This window comes from Rhodococcus sp. 077-4 (assembly GCF_047782425.1).
In the GTDB taxonomy this organism is placed as follows: domain Bacteria; phylum Actinomycetota; class Actinomycetes; order Mycobacteriales; family Mycobacteriaceae; genus Rhodococcoides.
The window spans coordinates 1-16,985 of sequence record NZ_JAJPWC010000006.1 but is presented as its reverse complement, the minus strand read 5'-3'; the positions used below and the strand labels follow the sequence as shown (position 1 = coordinate 16,985).

The following is a 16,985-nucleotide window of genomic DNA, read 5'->3' as shown; positions in this document are numbered from 1 at the left end:
TCAGTTCTCCACCAGTCGGCCTTCGGTGACGACATTGATGCCGTCGATGGACACGGTGCAGGCGCGCATTCCGATGTCGAGGTGCGCGTAGGAGTCTCGGCCGAGTACGGGGTGCGGGCCGGTGGACCATAGGAAGCTGCCGGCGAAGGCGCGGGCGTCCATGCCCATGATGTCGTCCTTGCCGTACATCGCCGCCGCGAACCAGTCGCCGGTCTTCATCAATCCCCAGCCCATGTGGGACAGGTAGCGCGCCCATTTGTCGTTGGAGTCGTCGAAGAACATGTTGAGCAGAGCCGCTTCTGCGCCGCCGGTGACCTCGTCGATGTGTCCGTTGGTGACGGTCAGTGTCGTCCTGTCGCGGACGTACTCCTTGAACGGCAGCAGAATGTCGCCCTCGGACAACACGATCTGCCCGTTGGAGATCTCCGGCCAACACAGCACCATGGTGGACGGCCAGTGATCCCAGCGTCCCTTGTCGTCGGCGAAGCCCACCTGGAACTCGGGCTGCGAATTGCTCAGTTGCACGGTGAGATCGGTGCCTGCCTCGTTGGTGATGCGCATGGTCGAACCTTTGCGGATCAGATCGACGCCGGCCTGTACCCGTTCCTTGTCGCCGTCCTGTGGCATGTTCCTGATGAGCACGTCCGGGGCGTCGCACACGAAGATGATGCGCGTTCCGGCGGCCAGGATCTCCTGCTGGATGGGAGCGTGGATGAAGCCCTCGCTGGTCAGATCGACCACCAGGTCGGCTCCCTTGAGCATGTCCTGCGCGACCGAACTGTTCATGACCGACACCAGACCGGGGCCGGCACCGGTGTGGGTGCTCGGCATCGGTGCCGCACTGCCGCCGGGAACGGTGGCCGAGAGTACTTGGGCACCCAGGCTCTGAGCCGCCCCGAAGGCCGCCGAGACGTAATCCCCGCGGCTCGACGGCTCCGCAAGTATCACCACCTGCTCTCCGGGCCGGACTTTGCACAGCTCGAGCTGTCGGGTGAACGCGCGCAGGAGATCAGCTGATCGCAGATCGAACATCTCGGTTCCTCTCGTGAGAGTTCTCGGTTGAATCGTTCTCGGTGATACCGCCCAGTCGGGCAAGGTCTTTCAGATAGGGAACTTCGTCGCGTGCATCGAGCAACTCGCGGCGAGTCACTGTTGCCGACACCGATCCGACGCTCTCGTCCATCTCGACGATGGTGCGGCCCTGCGGTCCGACGATGACGCTGTGACCCGCGAACCGCGGGCCGTCGCCGGTCTGTCCGGTGAGTCCTGCGGCCGCGACGACGACGCCGTTCTCGAGTGCTCGAGAGCGGGTGAGCAACTTCCACACGTGCAAACGCACGTGTCCGAAGGCCGACGGTACGGCGATCACATCGGCTCCTCGCCGAACGAGGTCTCGGACAGTCTCGGGGAACCCTGCCTCGTAGCAGATCACGACGCCGATAGTGCCGAACGGAGTGCTGACCAGCAGTCCGCTCTCCGAGCCAGGAGTGAACACCGTTTTCTCTCGGTCCCACAGAAACCGCTTGTGCCCCAACGCGAGCAGTCCGTCCGGGCCAACGACGAGCGAGCTGTCGAAGACGACTCCGTCGGCATCACGAAACGCGATGGCCGTCACCAGAACCGTGTCGGTCTCGGCGGCAAGTTCGCCGAGCGCGCTCGACGTTCGACCGGGTACGGATTCGGCCATCGTGTCGATGCTGTCGAGATCGTAACCGCTGGCGAACAATTCGGGCAGAACGATCACCTTCGACCCGCCCGCGGCGAGAGCCTGCACCTCCGAACGCACCGCGTCGATGTTCTGCTGCCAGGCTCCGATTCGCGAGCCGGTCTGCACCACAGCGATATCGAACGTCTCGACTTCGCTGTGCGTGGCGACCCCCGTCAGCCGGGCCGAGGCCGTCACTGTGCCACCCGATTCATGTCCGTGGTGTAGAACGGGCCTGCAAGCCGACCGAGGAAACGGTGTTCGAGAGTGTCGACGTGGAGGTCGTCGGTGAGCAGGCCAGGCCTACTGGTCACCGCCGTCACGGTCCCCAACACCAGAGTGTCCGTGCCGAGCGCAATTTCCTGCATCGTGCGGCATTCGAGAGACACCAGGGACTCGAGCACCGACGGTGCCCCCACCGACACCGACGGCACCGCGGTCATGTGCGAGAGCTCGAACTCGTCGATCGCCGCGTCGACGGTGGCGAAACTCGCGGTCACTGCATCCACGGTGTCGGCGGACGGGATGTTGACGACGAATTCGCCGGTGTCGCGGATGTTGACCAGTGTGTCCTTGAGCTCTCCGGGGAACCCGATTCGTTCACCGATGGAGATCATCAGCGTCGCCGGGTTGCGCGAGGCGACGTTGAAGAAGCTGAACGGCGCCAGGTTGCGGACGCCGTCGCCGGAGACGGTCGAGATCCATGCGATCGGCCGAGGCTGCACCGCGCAGGACAGCAGTTTGTACACATCCCCCGAAGACATCGAATCGATGTCGTGGCGGGTGCGATCCGTGAGCTCCAGAGAGTCGCCTACCTGGGAAGTCATCGAAACGAGCCTTCTTTCGCTTGCTGTGCAACCGGTCGTGCAACCGATTGCGTTGCCCTGACGATAGAGGGGTTTCTCGGCCGATGTCGAGCTTTGGGCGACAAATCCGAAACCAATTAATGGCACCGTTACACGGGCACCGGCTGCGTAACCTGCGCCTTACTCGCCGCGCATCCCGGCCCTGGCCGTATCCATCGAACTGCCGTGTCGACGTGGAGGTCCGTATCCCTCCGAGGTCCCGTCGACGATGCGGACCTCGTCCTCCCATGGAACTCGATAGTTTCCGTCGGCGAGATCACGGACGTAGGTGTACGGGCAATCGCTCGCCCCTCCGTCCAGCGCCGTGTACCCACGATGACCCAGTTGGTAGATGTTGTTCTCCACTCCCCACTCGCGACGTGCCGCATCGGCCCTGGCCGGCTCGATGGACACGGTCACCACCCGATCGGGTGTGGAATCGCCGCGCTCGATGATCGTTCCTTCGTAGTCGCACACCATCGCCTCACCCATCGACGGGATGCCGTTGCCGTCCTCCCCCGCCAGGCACACCGACGCCGTGTACGCCAGATTGTGAAAGGCATTGGCCTCGTTGGTGATACGCCATGACTGCCGCAGCGGAAACTTGTACCCGGCCGTGCGCAGCAACACGTTGGCACCGCGGTAGCTCGCCTCACGCGCCATCTCGGGAAACATTCCGTCGTGGCAGATCAACAGCGACAGCACCGAGCCCTTGGGCCCCGAGCAGACCGGTAGACCGATGTCGCCCGGTTCCCAGGGCTCCTTGGGCGTCCAAGGATGCAGTTTGCGAACGTACAGCGCGATGTCACCCCGGTCGTCGACGATGATTCCGGAGTTGAACGGCGCACCGCCGGGGTTGCGTTCCATGATGCTGAAACACCCCCATACGTTCGACTCACGGCACGCGTCGCGCAATCGCTCCACCTGCGGACCGTCCATGTCACACATGACCTCGTCGGACGCCCACGACGATTTGCGTAGACCGTGCAGCGAGTACTCCGGGAACACCACGAGGTCGAGCGCCCCGAACCCGGCCTTCGCCTCGCGCAACTGCTTGCACACGCGATCGGTCGTCGCGTCCACATCGTCCATGCTCGTGATCAGCGGAACCTGCTGCTGAACCAGGCCGAGCGTGAGCGACGTCGGCGACGGATTGAGACCACCCAAACCTGTCATCGAATGTCCGTTCCTCGAGGGCAACTTGTTGCGCAAACGGTTGCGCACGGTGCTAGCTTAGGGGTCATCAGGGGTCGGGGCAGCGCCGACGGAGGATCGAGGGGAACCGCCAGTGGACAGCACTACTTCGGGAAGCGTCACGCTCAAAACAGTCGCAGCTGCTGCGGGAGTACATGTCTCGACCGTTTCCCGAGCTCTGCGACGCGTCGCCCTCGACCCGGCCGGTGCCAGCGCCGGAGATCTTCGATTGTTCGAGCTGGCCCGCGAGATGGACTACGTCCCCAACCCCAACGCGGCGAGCCTGACCACCAAGAAATCCACCGCGTTCGGAGTACTCGTCCCGCGATTGACCGACGTGGTGCTCTCCGCGATGTACGACGCCATCGAGGAAACCGCGAACCGTGCCGGGTACGAGACCTTCGTCGCCAACACCCACGACGATCCGATTCAGCAGCGTCGACGCATCGATCTGCTGCTCGGCCGCAACGTCGACGGTCTCATCTTCGGCGATGCTCGCCTCGACAGCGAGAACCTCGACGACCTCCACCGCAGAGGGATCAAGTTCGTGCTCATCAGCCGTCGATACCCGGGAATGACCTCGGTGACGTGCGACGACCATCGGGGCGGCTACCTCGCCGGTGAGCACTTGGCCAGACTCGGCCACACCCGAGTGGGGATCGTGTCGGGTCCGGCGTGGGCCAGCACCGGAATCGACCGATTGGAGGGCTGCCGAGCTGCCCTCCGCGACGCAGGAATCGACGTTCCGGACGAGTACGTTCGGGAAGAGGGTTTCGATCCTGAGGCCGGACGACGAGGAGCCACAGCACTTCTGGCATTGCCGACACCTCCGACGGCCATCTTCGCGACCAACGATTTCAGCGCCATCGGAGTCCTCGGCGTCCTGCGCGAAGCGGAATTGCAGCCGGGACGCGACGTTGCCGTCGTCGGCTACAACGACATCTCGATCTGCAGCGAACTGACGGTGCCTTTGACGACGGTTCGCAGTCCGCACCGCGAAATCGGCACACGCGCAGCCGAAATGCTGCTGGCCGTCACCCACGGATTACCGGTGTCATCGGTGGCACTCACACCGACACTGGTCGTCCGCGACTCCACGGTTCCGGGGCGAACTGCCCCCTCACTCTCCGACCAACGCGTCGGTACGTGATCGAAGCGGGGCCGTCGCCGGTCCACGCTCGGTGACTGCAAGCGCTGCAGCGGCATTCGCTCGCAACGCCGCCTGGTACAGGTCGAGTCCGCGCGACAGCCCCGCCAACAACACACCGGCGTGCGCGTCGCCCGCACCGTTGGAGTCGACCGCCTGCACCGCGAACCCGGGCACCGACCGGGGCGGCCGTCCGAGGCTTGCGATCAAACACCCCTCCGATCCGGTACGCAGTACCACCGATGCCCCAGGACGCACCCGCTCGGTCAATCCGACCGCAATGGAACCGATGTCGGCCGCACCCGTCATGAGCGCACCCTCACGCAGATTGACACTCACGATGTCGGCCCGAGCGAGTACGGCGTCCACGACGCGTCGGTCGAGGGTCGCGATCAACGGAGAAGGATCGAACAGGACGACAACTTCGTCCGGCAGCGTCGAAAGCCAGTTCGTCAGTGCCGCAGCGTTGCTCGCGTGTGCCAGTCCGTAGCCGGTGACGTACACCAGATCACCGCGTCGAACTCCGGTTGCCGCCAGATCCGCAACGCTCAGTTCGGCCTCGGCTCCCGGGTACGTCACGAATGTCCGTTCGGCATTCGCGTCGACGAGGGCGATGCAGAATCCCGAATCCTTCTGCAGTGGTCGGGCATTGACCACGAGGGCACCGCTGACGGCGAGCGCGTCACGGACGATCGAGCCGTAGTGACCCGAACCGAACCTGCCGGCGAAGACGACGGGAAGGTCATCGCGAATCGCGGCCACCACGACGTTGAGGCCTCCTCCCGCAGTCTCGTTCAGTGACGTCGCCACCACGTCTCCGCCCGGAGTCGGGACCTCGGGAACGGCCATCACGACGTCGACGATGACTTGGCCGGTGTGGATCAGCCGCGGACTCACCGCGCTACGGTCTCGGTGCGGCGCGCTCCCCCGGTGGCGAGGTACAGACCGGCGGCGACCACGAACGACGCAACCCAGCCGAGACCGTTGTCACCGATCCAGCTGCCCGACAACGGCCCGGTGTAGATGACGTCGCCGTCCACAGCGATGGCAGTGAACAGGAACCCCACGACGATGCCCGCTGCCCAGCTCACGAACGCATACCAGTTCACTCCGCCGGAATACCAGTAGCGGCTGGTGTTTCCGATGTTCATGATCGACGCCGCGTCGTACGTCGTGCGCTTGATCATGTCGGACATGAACACCCCGAGCCATGCCGTGAGCGGAACCGCGAGAACCGAGATGAACGTGATGAACGGTCCGTAGAAACCGTCGGAGATCAGCATGAAGTAGATGGCGCCGACGAAGGTGACGAACACATCCACTCCGACCGCGTAGACCCGCTTGATTCGGAAGCCGAGTGTCAAGGTGGTCAGACTGGCCGAGTAGACCGAAAGATGATTGGACAGAAGCAATCCGCCGAATGCGGTGATCAGGTACGGAACGGCCATCCAGGCCGGAAGAATCTCCCGGATCGCCGCGACCGGATCCGACGCCGACGCGAGGCTGTTGTCGCCGGCAGAGAGCAGTGCGCCGAGTCCGATCAGGAGTACGAGCGGAATACCGGCACCTGCAGCGCTGGACAGCACCAACGAACCGGCTCCGACGCTCTTACGCTGATAGCGCGACATGTCGGCTCCCGCGTTGGCCCAGCCGATACCTGTTCCGGCAGCGATGGTTCCGACACCGATGACCATCGCACTGATCGATCCAGCCGGGGTACTGGTCACAGCGGTCCAGTCGACGGTGGCGATCAAGAAGACTGCAACGAAGATGTTCAGGGCACCGAAGATCCACGTCGACCAGCGCTGGATGACGAGAATCGCCGAGTGTCCGAGCCCGCTGACAACGAGAGTGAGCACGATGAACACTACGATGGACACGATCGTCACGACGGGATGATCCTTGGCGGCACCGGATCCACCGAAGATCAGAGTGAAGATCGACAGCAGCACGAACGCTGCGGTGGTGGTGTTGACGGTTTCCCAACCGAGCCGCGACATCAACGACACCAGCGTGGGTCCGATGTTGCCTCGGACCCCGAACGTGGCCCGCGACAGCGTGAGACTGGGGGCACCACCGCGTTTACCAGCGATCGAGACGATGCCGACGATGGCGAAGGATCCGGCGGCACCGATCAGCGCCACGATCAGCGATTGCCAGATGTTCAGCCCGGTGAAGACCACGAGAGTGGCACCGAGTGGCAGTCCCAGGATGGAGATGTTCGCGGCGAACCACACCCAGAACAGCTGTAGCGGATTACCGTTGCGCTCGTTGTCCGGGACGGGCTCGATGCCGCGAGTCTCCAGTGACAAAGCGTCGGCCGCGGTGTCCGAGACGGAGGAGGAAGCGGAAGAAGTCATGGTTGTGCTCCAGAGTGAGTCGAACTGTGTCAGTTCGTATTACGGAGAGCGAGCAGTCGATCGACGAGGGGCTCGAGATCGAGCGAGTTGACGTCGATGACTGTTCGAATCGCTTCGCCGGGCCACGCTGCCAGGCCACCGACGGCACCGCGGAGCGCACCTGCTATCGCTGCGATGGTGTCGGTGTCGCCGCCGATGGTGGCGGCTGCCAGTACGACGTCCCACGGGTCGTCGTACGCAACGGCCAGAGCAAAGGCCGCTACCACTGATTCCTGTGACGCAACGGACGTACCGACGATGTCGGCGACCGTGTCCGTGATGTGTTGGCCGGTGGTGGTGCCGGCCAACTGGACCGCCCACTCGATTCGGGTCGCGATGTCTCCACCGGCAACCCAGTATCCGCGGGTGGCACCCTCGGCCGCAGCAGCAACACCGATGTCGACTGCTTCGGGCAGGTCCGCGCCCGCGATACCGGCACTGATCGCGCCGGCAACCGCTGCGGCAGAGGCTATTCCGAGGGAAGTATTGTGGGTGACGAAGCTGCATCGGTAGATCGCGTCGACGAACGAGCTCATACCGCCGTCCAGCGAGGCTGCTATTGCCGCAGGGGTGATACGCATGGCTGCGCCGTTGGTGCTGCCGAACCTACCGGCTTCGGTCGGATCCGATCCGTCGAGAATACGTTCGACGGCGCGCTTGGTCGACGGACCGAGTAGATCGAGCGATCCGCGTGCCTTCATTCGCGCTTCCCAGGCAATCAGGGCGTGCGCGAACGCGGACGGGTCTACGACACCGGCACCGTCGATGATCAACTGCGCCAGCATGATCGCTTGCTCGGTATCGTCGGTGATCGAACCGGCAGGCATTCCGTGAGCGATGAACTGACGTGGGCCGGCGTCGACGAATCCGCGCAACTGGCCGTAGTCCTCGGCAATGTCCCTGCGGCACATCGATTGCGTCGGCATTCCCAGCGCATCGCCCAGCGCCAGGCCGTAGAAGGCCCCGAGGGCGCGTTCGCGGGAAGCAGGCATCGACACAGTCCTTGCTGAGAGTGGGGTGATCGTTCAGGAATTGAAAGAGAGGTGGAGCTGAAAGCGGTCGGGTGCCAGCAGACTGACGACCTTCTCGACGAACCGACCCGACGCGTCTCGACTGACACGAATACTGTGCAGGTACGGGGTGCCCACCGGAACCTCGAGAACGGCCGCATCGGCTGCGTCGACGGGAACCACCGAGACCCATTGCTCGCCACTGGCAGCCACGAGCCCCGCGGATCTCAGGGTTGCCGTCAGCGAGTCACCCACCAGTCCGTTCTCGGGCAGGCCCGCGAGCGGTCCGAGTGCTGGAATACGGCTGCGCTCCAACGACACCGGACGCCCGTCGACCACGTGTCGCACTCGGTCGACGGCAACGAAATTCAGTGTGGACGTACCGGCCTCGGCTGCCAACTCGGGATCGACGATGCGCTCGACCCGGAGAGTACGGGTGTGCATCTCGACACCCGCAGACGACAGGGCACGTGCCCATCCGTCGGCGGTCTCGATCTGATGGCCATCGAAGGTGACGAGTGATCCTATGCCGCTGCGCTTTTCGATGAGCTTCTGATCTTCCAACTCACTGAGTGCAGAGCGAATGGTTCCACGACTGACCGAGAACTCGCGGGCGAGTTCGTTCTCTCCCGGCAGGAACGAACCCGAGGGGATATCGCCGGACTCGATGGTGTTCTTGAGTGAGGCGAGCACCTGATGGCGCTTGTGCCGCGCACGCTCCGATGTGCGCTGAGTCATAGCGGGCTCGGTCATCTCAGTACCGTACATCGCAAAAGTGAACCTGTACAGAGCCTGTCTACTTTGCTGTACGCCACGGGCAGCAAACACGTCGGGACAGCCCCAGTCTTCGATGGGTGCTACCGGGAACATCGCGACGTGACGCAGATCGCCACAGCGCTCTACCAGCGCTTTCCCCTTGACTGGCCGCCTGTGGGTACCCAGGATGTTTGACAGGCCCTCCACGCAGGGAAGCCGACGACCAGACGCGACCGAAGCACATCGGTGAACATCGCGTCTCGAGTTTTGAGGAGAATGAATGCCCACCACAGTGGCCGATCAACTCGTTCGAGGACTCGTCGATGCCGGCGTACAACGCATCTACGGCATCGTTGGCGACAGTCTCAACCCAGTGGTCGACGCGGTGCGCCGAACCGGGGGATCGGCCAAGGGCGGTATCGACTGGATTCATGTGCGCCACGAGGAGGCCGCTGCGTTCGCCGCCTCCGCCGACGCGCAGACCACCGGGACCCTCGCCGTGTGCGCGGGTTCGTGTGGCCCGGGCAACCTGCATCTGATCAACGGCCTGTTCGACGCACATCGTTCCGGCGCACCGGTTCTGGCGATCGCGTCGCATATTCCCAGCAGCGAGATCGGCTCGGGCTACTTCCAGGAGACGCATCCCGACCGCCTGTTCGGTGAATGCTCGTTGTACAACGAGTTCGTCTCCACCGCCGAGCAGGCTCCTCGGGTGTTCCGCGCAGCGATCAACGCCGCAGTCACCGGTGGTGGAGTGTCGGTGCTGACGCTCCCCGGAGACATCGCCGAACTTTCGGCCGCAGGCACGATGGACCCGATCGCCATCCCCTCGACCCCGATCGTGACACCGCCGACCGCCGACATCCAGAAGCTCGCGGACGCCATCAACAACGCCGAGAAGGTCGCCATCTTCGCCGGCTACGGCGTCAAGGGAGCCCACGACGAGGTGGTCGCGTTCGCCGACACGATCGGCGCTCCCGTCGGACACTCGTTGCGCGGCAAGGAGTTCATCCAGTACGACAACCCGTACGACGTCGGCATGACCGGCCTGCTCGGCTACGGTGCAGCGCACGCAGGCATTCACGACGCGGATCTGCTCGTCCTGCTCGGCACCGACTTCCCGTATCAGCAGTTCCTCCCCGAGGATGTCACGACCGCGCAGATCGACATCGATCCGACGAAGCTGGGGCGTCGAACATCAGTGCAGTACCCGATTCACGGCGACGTTCGTGCAACGCTGAATGCGTTGCAGCCGTTGGTTGATCGAAAGTCCGACCGGCGTTACGTCGACAAGTGGGTGGCCAAGCACAACGACCTGATGGGCAAGACTGTCGGCGCGTACACCCGTAACGCCGAGAAGCTCGTCCCCATCCACCCCGAGTACGCGGCATCGGTGCTCGACGACCTCGCCGCCGACGATGCCGTGTTCACCACCGACACCGGCATGTGCAACGTCTGGACCGCGCGCTACATCAACCCCACCGGCAGAAGGGCTTTCGTAGCGTCGATGTTGCACGGCTCGATGGCCAACGCATTGCCGCACGCCATCGGAGCGCAGTTCGCCAATCCCGGCCGCCAGGTGGTCTCGATCTCCGGCGACGGCGGATTGTCGATGCTGCTCTCCGAATTGCTCACCGTCGCGATGTACAAACTGCCCGTCAAGATCGTGCTGTTCGACAACTCGACGCTGGGCATGGTGAAAGCGGAGATGTTGGTCGACGGCCTGCCCGACTTCGGTGTCGACGTACCGCAGGTCGATTACACCGGCATCGCGACAGCTGCGGGTATCCACGCACAACGCGTCGATCAGCCGGGCGACATTCGCGGTGCCCTCGAGACAGCGTTCGCCGTCGACGGCCCCGCACTGGTGCAACTGATCACCGACCCGCTTGCCCTGTCGGTGCCGCCGAACCTCAACGGTGAACAGATCAAGGGCTTCGCCCTCGCCATGAGCAAGGTCGTGCTCAACGGCGGAGTGGGTGAAGCAGTTCGGATAGCAAAGTCGAACCTACGCAACGTGCCTCGGCCGTAGTCGGCACCTCGACGAAGCTCTGCCACGGTGCGAGCACGGAGTCCGTTGGACGTGCGGTTATTCTCGACGTACCGCCCAAACCGGACATCGCGATCCGGGAATCGACAGTTTCGGAAGGCTCGACCATGGCCATCGACTACACCCGCAAGCCATCCACCGGGCAGACCCCTGGTCAGCAGCCCGGTGCGTCGGTGAACCTGAGCAAGGTGACACTGTCGAAGGCATCGCCGACGATCAGCCTCACCAAGTCGGGTGAGAAGCAAGGTTCGATGCGGGTGAACCTCAACTGGTCGTCTGGTGCGCCTGCGGCTCAGCCGAAGAAGAAGGGGTTCCTGGCCAAGCTCGCCGCCGCGTCGTACGGCTCCGGCGGTGTGGATCTCGACCTCGGCTGCCTCTACGAATTGCGCGACGGTTCCAAGGGCGTGATCCAGGCGCTCGGCAACAGCTTCGGCTCACTGCAGGACGCTCCGTTCATTGCGCTCGACGGTGACGACCGATCCGGTTCGGTCAGCGGCGGCGAGAACATGCATATCAACCTCGCGCACCCGGAGAAGTTCGCCCGGATCCTGATCTTCGCAATGATCTACGACGGCGCACCGAACTGGGCCGCGGTCGACGGCGTGGTGACGCTCTACCCCACCAGCGGTCCGCAGGTGGAAGTGCGCCTCGACTCGGCCGAGAACTCTGCGAGAATCTGCTCGATCGCATTGTTGGAGAGCACGTCTGCGGGGATCACCGTGACCCGCGAGGTCGAGTACATCCAGGGCAGCCAGGCCGATCTCGACAAGAAGTACGGGTGGGGCCTGCGCTGGGCAGCGGGCCGCAAGTAGTCAGAGAGGTTACGGCGGAGTCATTTCCAGCCGGACCCCGATCAAGCGGACCTCTCTGCTGTGGTCGAGGCGATCGACGAGAGCCACCGCAGCCTCGGTGAGAATGTGCGGATCGAACGTGGGTGCACCGACGATCGGAGCGCTGACGGTGTGCGTCTCGAACGGCGCGTACCGAATTTTCAACGCCGCCCTGATGGCGGGCCTGTTCTCGGATTCGATGTCGGCCAACACCTGCGCCGTCAGAGCAGCGACCTCGTCTCGGACGAGAGCCCAGTCTGCGACGTTGACCTGAAAGGTGACCTCGCGACTGTGTGAACGCGCAACCCAGGGCTCGGACGTCACCGGCGACAGGTCGATCCCCCGGCCCTTGGTACCCAGCCAGGGACCGATCTTCGGTCCGAACGCAGCAGCCAGGTCGGCGTCCTGGGCATCCGCCAATTCACGGACGGTCGTGACCCCCAGCGCGGTGAGTCTCTTCGAGATCTTCTTGCCGATCCCCCACAGCGCCTCGGTACCGCGGTCGCCCATCACCTCGAACCAATTGTCCTGCGTCAGCCGGTAGATGCCCTGGGGCTTGTCGAAGTCGGTGGCGATCTTCGCTCGTAACTTGTTGTCGCCGATGCCAACCGAGCAGTGCAGCCCGGTCGCCTCGAACACCGCGTCGTGCACGGTCTTCGCGAATCGCTCGGGGTCATCGGTCTTCACACCGAGAAACGCTTCGTCCCAACCGATCACCTCGACGACGACACCCAGCGTCCGCAGCGTGTCCATCACCAGCGCCGACGCCTCGTCGTACGCAGGCTTGTCGACGGGGAGGAAGATCGCGTCGGGGATCTTCTTTGCGGCGATGCGCAGCGGCATTCCCGAGCCGACCCCCTTCGCGCGCGCCTCGTACGACGCGGTCGACACCACCCCGCGCTCGGTGGGGTCTCCCCTACCGCCGACCACCACTGCTTTGCCCGCCAGCTCCGGATTGCGCAGCACCTCCACTGCGGCGATGAACTGATCCAGGTCGACGTGCAGTACCCATCGGCGACGCCCTGAGTCTGTCGGTGCACTCCCGGTCATGAAGCCCAGTGTGCCCGTGGTGTCTCATGAAGCCATGACGAAATCGATATCTCGCACCATCGGACGCGTCGTACTGGGAGCGTTCCTCGTCTTCGCCGGCCTGAGCCATCTGTTCTGGGCGCGCAGCACCTTCGCCGCTCAGGTGCCGACGTGGATGCCGATCAGTGTCGACTTCGTGGTGCTGGCATCGGGGGTCGTCGAGATCGTGCTCGGCCTGGCGTTGCTGTTCTGGACTGCTCGGCGGGCATTCGTCGGTTGGGTTGTTGCCGCGTTCTTCCTTGCGGTCTTCCCCGGCAACATCTCGCAGTTCGTCACCCACACAGACGCGTTCGGCCTCGACTCCGACGCGGCCCGCGGCATCCGGCTGCTCTTCCAGCCACTGCTGATCGTGTGGGCGCTGTGGTGCACCGGTTCCTGGGCCCAGTGTCGCGCGTGGCACTCCGGCCGTCAGTAGGTCGACGGCTGACCTGCAGGCAGGATGCCGTGGTGTAACTGCGCCACATCCGGATGTGCGCGCGTACGAGACTTCCACGCGTTCTCGCCGTAGGTGCTGTAGATGGGGTTGCCGGGATCGTTCTCGACGCCCCGTGAATGTTTCGCCAACTCGGGCGGCAGTTCGATGACAGGGACGACGGCATCGAGCGCGGGACTGAGGAAGTGCGGCACGGACACTCGATCGGTCCCGGGCCCTGGCGCGAGCACCCGATGCCGCGTCGCTCGGAGGTAACCGCCGGTCGCCACTTCCAACAGCTCGCCGATGTTGACGATGAACGCCCCGTCCAGCGGCGGTACGTCGACCCACGTATCGGGCGTTGTCTCCACCTGCAGCCCAGCCGAGTCCGGTTCGACGAGCAGCAGAGTCAACACTCCGGAGTCCTTGTGCGCGCCGACCCCCTGTGAGTGATCGGGGGTACCCGGGTAGCGCACGACCTTCATCAGCGTCGCCGGCGCGGTCGCGAACGCGTCGTCGAACACGTTCTCGGGCGCTCCGAGGGAACGTGCCCAATGTCGGAGCAGCCGAAGACCGAGGCTCGACACCGTGCGCTCCCAGTGCTCGAACGTCTCCCTGAACTCGGCCGGCTGCGCGGGCCACAGATTGGGCCCCTGAAGGTTCCAGTACCCCTGCGCTCCCGCGATCGCCGGGCGTTCGGGACCGATGTCGATCTGCTCCCGCCAATCGACCCGGCCGTTGGTCAGTTCGCCGCCCACCCGCGAATAGCCGCGGAAGTGCGGGCTCTTCAGCTGACTGATCTGGCCCTTGATGTGATCCGGTACCGCAAAGAACTCGCGAGCCGACCGCAGCACCTCGCGCATCCGTTCGGGCTCGATGCCATGACCGACGAGATAGAAGAAGCCGGACCGATGGGCGGCCTCGCGCAGCAACCGCTGAAACGTACCGGGGTCGTCATCGGCCAGAGCGAGATCGAGAACGGGAAGCATGTTCGCGATTGTCCTCCCCACCCGACGCGTCGGCCAGCAGTGTTGAGATTCGATGAATTGCCGCGGATGCCAGACTGGACAACATGAGCCTTGAAGCACTCGACATCACCGTCGTCGGTCACGGCGCAGCCACCTACCCACCCGAGCAGTGCACGCTCGCCTTGACGGTTCGCACCGACGGACGGACGGCCGAGACAGCGTCCGAGCCGGCCCAACAGCTCGTGCGGGAGCTCACGCGACTGGTCGAGCCGCTGTACAACAGCGACGGCGGACCCATCGATCGGTGGTCGGTCGACCAGGTTCACCACTCCCGTCACCGGCCGTTCAACCACGACGGGGAGCAGCTGCCGTACGTCTACCAAGCCGAGGCGTCGGTGGAGGTCCAGTTCAGCCAACTCGATCTCGTGGATGCATTCGTATACGCCGCATCCGCACTCGAGGGAGTGTCGATCGACCACCTCGATTGGGACCTCACCGAACCCAGCAGAATTGCCCACACCCTCGCAGTCCGAGAACTAGCCGTGCGCGACGCCGTCTCCAAAGCCGAGGCCTATGCGTCGAGCCTGGGGAGATCGGGTGTGCACGCGGTCGCGGTGGCCGACCCGGGCCTACTGACGGGGATCGCAGAGCACAGTGGCACCGACTCCTCGGCGAGGATGTTCGCCGCGAAGGCAGCGCCTGCCGGGTTTGCACTCAAACCGGAGAACATCACGATCTCCGCGAGCGTCCACGCCCGATTCACCGCCTCCTGACGCGTCGCGCCTACGCTCGAACCATGAATCGAGACGATGCCCGACGCCTCTGGCCGCGGCCGCCGTTGCTGCCTCGTCCGATCCTGATGGATCAGCGATGGGAACGGCTGGTCTTTCTGCACTGGCGAGTGCCGAGTTCGGTGGTGACCCCGCTGCTGCCACGGGGGTGCGTGCCCGACGAGTTCGACGGCTCGTCATGGGTCGGGCTGATCGGCTTCCACATGGTTGGTGCCGGGCTCGGCTACCGCCACCCCGTTCCGTATTTCGGCACGTTCGGTGAGATCAACGTGCGCCTGTACTCGGTCGACGCAGAGGGTCGACGCGGCGTCGTGTTCCGATCGCTGGAAGCAACGAGACTCGCAGTGGTGTTGGGTACCAACGCCGCTCGCATCCCCTATCGCTGGTCGTCGATCGACATCGACGACGACAGGACGACAATCGGCTACCGCAGCCGAAGACTCGCACCACCGCATCGCGGAGCAACCACCGACTTCGGGATCGTCCGAGGATTACGCGACATGTCCGACGACCCGCTCGCGGTGTTTCTCACCGCCCGATGGGGATTGCACACGTCACTGGCCGGACGACTGCTCTACGTACCGAATGTGCACCGACACTGGCCGCTAATCGACGCGGAACTCACCCATTGCTCCGACGAACTCGTAGCAGCGGCGGGAATGCCCAGCGTCAGCACCCGGCCGCCGGATTCGGTGCTCTACTCGCCCGGTGTCGAGACCCAGTTCGGTCGGCCCTACCTCGTGCGCGGGCGATAGAAAATTACGTGCCCGGAGGACAATTCGACGACCCAATCTCCGGGGCTGTTTCCGCCACTGCCGGCGAGCGAGCTCGATGTCACACTCTCCCGTAATACCAGGTAGCCGATGTCGAGGGGGAGCTCGAACAACAGCTTCGTGCCGTCGGAGAATTCGACCGCAGCGTCGTCACCTGTGGAGAGCCGAACCACAGTGGCACCGATGGAAGGAAGCCCTTCGACGGCCGGCACCCCCGCCTTGGGATGCTGGGGTGCGGGCCATGATTCGACGGTGCCCTCCGGTCCACACAGCACAGTCGAACCGTCCGCGGCGCTGTACTCCCAAGATTCGACCTCGTCTCTCGGACGCGCAACCACCCTCTGTCTGCCCTCGAAAGTCATACGGAGAACACCGAATTCGTCGTAGTCAGCGTCGTCGCACACGAGACCGTGCAGGGCTGCGAAGGCTCGTAGGCCTTCGAACTGATTGTCTTCATCGACAGTGAGGTCATCGACCATCACTTCGCTGAAGGCAAGGATGGCTCCGTTGTCGAATTCGATACTCAGATCGAAATCGAGAAGAATTCTGCTGACTCGATGCTGTCCGACGGCGAGTTTCATCGACTTCGACTGTGCCACAGAATCGAGTCGGGGTACACAGAGCCTCGCCTGACGACGTTGCTCAGCGGCGGGGCGCGAATGCGTGCGCGTTTGTCAGAAGCGCGGGAGATCGCGGCCGGTCGGGCAGCGAATTGGGGTGCGTTCAGCGGATGCGCGCGCGTTTGTCAGAATCACGGGTAATCGCGGCCGGTCGGACGGCGAATTGGGGTGCGTTCAGCGGATGCGCGCGCGTGTGTCAGGTGCGGGGCAATGGGTCGTGGTCGGATGCGAGTTCAGGTGCGTTCAGCGACTGTGCGCGTGTGATGGGTTGGTTTCGAAATGCAGAACACCCCCAGACCAGTGGTCTGGGGGTGTTCTGTGAAGTTGTGTTCGGCGGTGTCCTACTCTCCCACACCCTGTCGAGTGCAGTACCATCGGCGCTGGAGGGCTTAGCTT

At 64.1% G+C, this 16,985-nt stretch carries 17 protein-coding genes; 6 read left to right on the top strand and 11 right to left on the bottom strand.

From position 1 onward, the window contains the following. The 4 genes from ACNEOT_RS23005 to ACNEOT_RS22990 form a co-directional block, all read right to left on the bottom strand. A complete protein-coding gene (locus tag ACNEOT_RS23005; protein ID WP_415976937.1) occupies positions 1 to 1,032 on the bottom strand; it encodes a hypothetical protein in 1,032 nt (343 codons plus the stop codon). Continuing rightward, a complete protein-coding gene (locus ACNEOT_RS23000) occupies positions 1,010 to 1,903 on the bottom strand; it encodes a carbon-nitrogen hydrolase family protein (RefSeq protein WP_415976936.1) in 894 nt (297 codons plus the stop codon). The genes ACNEOT_RS23005 and ACNEOT_RS23000 overlap by 23 nt, the downstream gene beginning before the upstream one ends. Then, positions 1,900 to 2,532, bottom strand: coding sequence for a flavin reductase family protein (locus ACNEOT_RS22995; protein ID WP_415976935.1), 633 nt, complete (start codon positions 2,530 to 2,532; stop codon positions 1,900 to 1,902). The genes ACNEOT_RS23000 and ACNEOT_RS22995 overlap by 4 nt, the downstream gene beginning before the upstream one ends. A gap of 159 nt (positions 2,533 to 2,691) precedes the next feature. Then, entirely contained in the window at positions 2,692 to 3,726 is a 1,035-nt protein-coding gene (locus tag ACNEOT_RS22990; protein ID WP_415976934.1) for a formamidase, read from the bottom strand. 112 nt (positions 3,727 to 3,838) lie between these two features. Here ACNEOT_RS22990 and ACNEOT_RS22985 point away from each other — a divergent pair, with 112 nt between their 5' ends. After that, complete coding sequence (locus ACNEOT_RS22985) at positions 3,839 to 4,894, top strand: LacI family DNA-binding transcriptional regulator (RefSeq protein WP_415976933.1); 1,056 nt, start codon at positions 3,839 to 3,841, stop codon at positions 4,892 to 4,894. On the opposite strand, the gene ACNEOT_RS22980 is transcribed toward ACNEOT_RS22985, so the two are convergent. From ACNEOT_RS22980 to ACNEOT_RS22965, 4 genes are read right to left on the bottom strand one after another with little or no spacing between them, the layout of a single operon-like run. Beyond that, entirely contained in the window at positions 4,865 to 5,788 is a 924-nt protein-coding gene (locus ACNEOT_RS22980) for a PfkB family carbohydrate kinase (protein WP_415976932.1), read from the bottom strand. The genes ACNEOT_RS22985 and ACNEOT_RS22980 overlap by 30 nt on opposite strands. Continuing rightward, the gene (locus ACNEOT_RS22975) at positions 5,785 to 7,251 is read right to left on the bottom strand and encodes a purine-cytosine permease family protein (protein WP_415976931.1); all 1,467 of its coding nucleotides are present in this window, start codon (positions 7,249 to 7,251) and stop codon (positions 5,785 to 5,787) included. Before ACNEOT_RS22975 ends, ACNEOT_RS22980 begins: the two co-directional genes overlap by 4 nt. A gap of 29 nt (positions 7,252 to 7,280) precedes the next feature. Further along, positions 7,281 to 8,282: an ADP-ribosylglycohydrolase family protein gene (locus ACNEOT_RS22970; RefSeq protein ID WP_415976930.1), complete on the bottom strand. Its 1,002-nt coding sequence runs from the start codon at positions 8,280 to 8,282 to the stop codon at positions 7,281 to 7,283. Between the two features lie 33 nt (positions 8,283 to 8,315). Then, entirely contained in the window at positions 8,316 to 9,053 is a 738-nt protein-coding gene (locus ACNEOT_RS22965; RefSeq protein ID WP_415976929.1) for a GntR family transcriptional regulator, read from the bottom strand. Positions 9,054 to 9,336: 283 nt separating this feature from the next. Between ACNEOT_RS22965 and ACNEOT_RS22960 the strand changes: the two genes are divergently transcribed. Together ACNEOT_RS22960 and ACNEOT_RS22955 are read left to right on the top strand one after the other, a co-directional pair. Further along, a complete protein-coding gene (locus ACNEOT_RS22960; RefSeq protein WP_415976928.1) occupies positions 9,337 to 11,088 on the top strand; it encodes a pyruvate dehydrogenase in 1,752 nt (583 codons plus the stop codon). A gap of 125 nt (positions 11,089 to 11,213) precedes the next feature. After that, on the top strand, positions 11,214 to 11,918 hold the full coding sequence (locus tag ACNEOT_RS22955; protein ID WP_415976926.1) for a TerD family protein: 705 nt from the start codon (positions 11,214 to 11,216) through the stop codon (positions 11,916 to 11,918). Positions 11,919 to 11,927: 9 nt separating this feature from the next. On the opposite strand, the gene ACNEOT_RS22950 is transcribed toward ACNEOT_RS22955, so the two are convergent. After that, a complete protein-coding gene (locus ACNEOT_RS22950; protein ID WP_415976924.1) occupies positions 11,928 to 12,986 on the bottom strand; it encodes a DNA polymerase IV in 1,059 nt (352 codons plus the stop codon). A gap of 34 nt (positions 12,987 to 13,020) precedes the next feature. Here ACNEOT_RS22950 and ACNEOT_RS22945 point away from each other — a divergent pair, with 34 nt between their 5' ends. Beyond that, positions 13,021 to 13,440: a hypothetical protein gene (locus ACNEOT_RS22945; RefSeq protein ID WP_415976923.1), complete on the top strand. Its 420-nt coding sequence runs from the start codon at positions 13,021 to 13,023 to the stop codon at positions 13,438 to 13,440. Here the strand turns inward: ACNEOT_RS22945 and ACNEOT_RS22940 are convergent. After that, positions 13,434 to 14,426, bottom strand: a complete 993-nt coding sequence (locus tag ACNEOT_RS22940; protein ID WP_415976922.1) for an isopenicillin N synthase family dioxygenase — start codon at positions 14,424 to 14,426, stop codon at positions 13,434 to 13,436. The genes ACNEOT_RS22945 and ACNEOT_RS22940 overlap by 7 nt on opposite strands. A gap of 83 nt (positions 14,427 to 14,509) precedes the next feature. Here ACNEOT_RS22940 and ACNEOT_RS22935 point away from each other — a divergent pair, with 83 nt between their 5' ends. Beyond that, entirely contained in the window at positions 14,510 to 15,178 is a 669-nt protein-coding gene (locus tag ACNEOT_RS22935; protein WP_415976920.1) for an SIMPL domain-containing protein, read from the top strand. 23 nt (positions 15,179 to 15,201) lie between these two features. After that, on the top strand, positions 15,202 to 15,951 hold the full coding sequence (locus ACNEOT_RS22930; protein ID WP_415976919.1) for a YqjF family protein: 750 nt from the start codon (positions 15,202 to 15,204) through the stop codon (positions 15,949 to 15,951). On the opposite strand, the gene ACNEOT_RS22925 is transcribed toward ACNEOT_RS22930, so the two are convergent. Further along, on the bottom strand, positions 15,930 to 16,550 hold the full coding sequence (locus tag ACNEOT_RS22925) for a DUF6188 family protein (protein ID WP_415976918.1): 621 nt from the start codon (positions 16,548 to 16,550) through the stop codon (positions 15,930 to 15,932). The two genes, ACNEOT_RS22930 and ACNEOT_RS22925, sit on opposite strands and share 22 nt — an antisense overlap. Positions 16,551 to 16,985: the final 435 nt, after the last annotated feature.

Coding starts and splice junctions, on each gene's coding strand:
- ACNEOT_RS22990 (WP_415976934.1), bottom strand. CDS start 3,726: ATGACAGGTTTGGGTGGTCTCAATCCGTCGCCGACGTCGCTCACGCTC.
- ACNEOT_RS22965 (WP_415976929.1), bottom strand. CDS start 9,053: ATGACCGAGCCCGCTATGACTCAGCGCACATCGGAGCGTGCGCGGCAC.
- ACNEOT_RS22960 (WP_415976928.1), top strand. CDS start 9,337: ATGCCCACCACAGTGGCCGATCAACTCGTTCGAGGACTCGTCGATGCC.
- ACNEOT_RS22930 (WP_415976919.1), top strand. CDS start 15,202: ATGAATCGAGACGATGCCCGACGCCTCTGGCCGCGGCCGCCGTTGCTG.
- ACNEOT_RS22940 (WP_415976922.1), bottom strand. CDS start 14,426: ATGCTTCCCGTTCTCGATCTCGCTCTGGCCGATGACGACCCCGGTACG.
- ACNEOT_RS22950 (WP_415976924.1), bottom strand. CDS start 12,986: ATGACCGGGAGTGCACCGACAGACTCAGGGCGTCGCCGATGGGTACTG.
- ACNEOT_RS22925 (WP_415976918.1), bottom strand. CDS start 16,550: ATGAAACTCGCCGTCGGACAGCATCGAGTCAGCAGAATTCTTCTCGAT.
- ACNEOT_RS23005 (WP_415976937.1), bottom strand. CDS start 1,032: ATGTTCGATCTGCGATCAGCTGATCTCCTGCGCGCGTTCACCCGACAG.
- ACNEOT_RS22935 (WP_415976920.1), top strand. CDS start 14,510: ATGAGCCTTGAAGCACTCGACATCACCGTCGTCGGTCACGGCGCAGCC.
- ACNEOT_RS22975 (WP_415976931.1), bottom strand. CDS start 7,251: ATGACTTCTTCCGCTTCCTCCTCCGTCTCGGACACCGCGGCCGACGCT.
- ACNEOT_RS22945 (WP_415976923.1), top strand. CDS start 13,021: ATGACGAAATCGATATCTCGCACCATCGGACGCGTCGTACTGGGAGCG.
- ACNEOT_RS22970 (WP_415976930.1), bottom strand. CDS start 8,282: ATGCCTGCTTCCCGCGAACGCGCCCTCGGGGCCTTCTACGGCCTGGCG.
- ACNEOT_RS22955 (WP_415976926.1), top strand. CDS start 11,214: ATGGCCATCGACTACACCCGCAAGCCATCCACCGGGCAGACCCCTGGT.
- ACNEOT_RS22995 (WP_415976935.1), bottom strand. CDS start 2,532: ATGACTTCCCAGGTAGGCGACTCTCTGGAGCTCACGGATCGCACCCGC.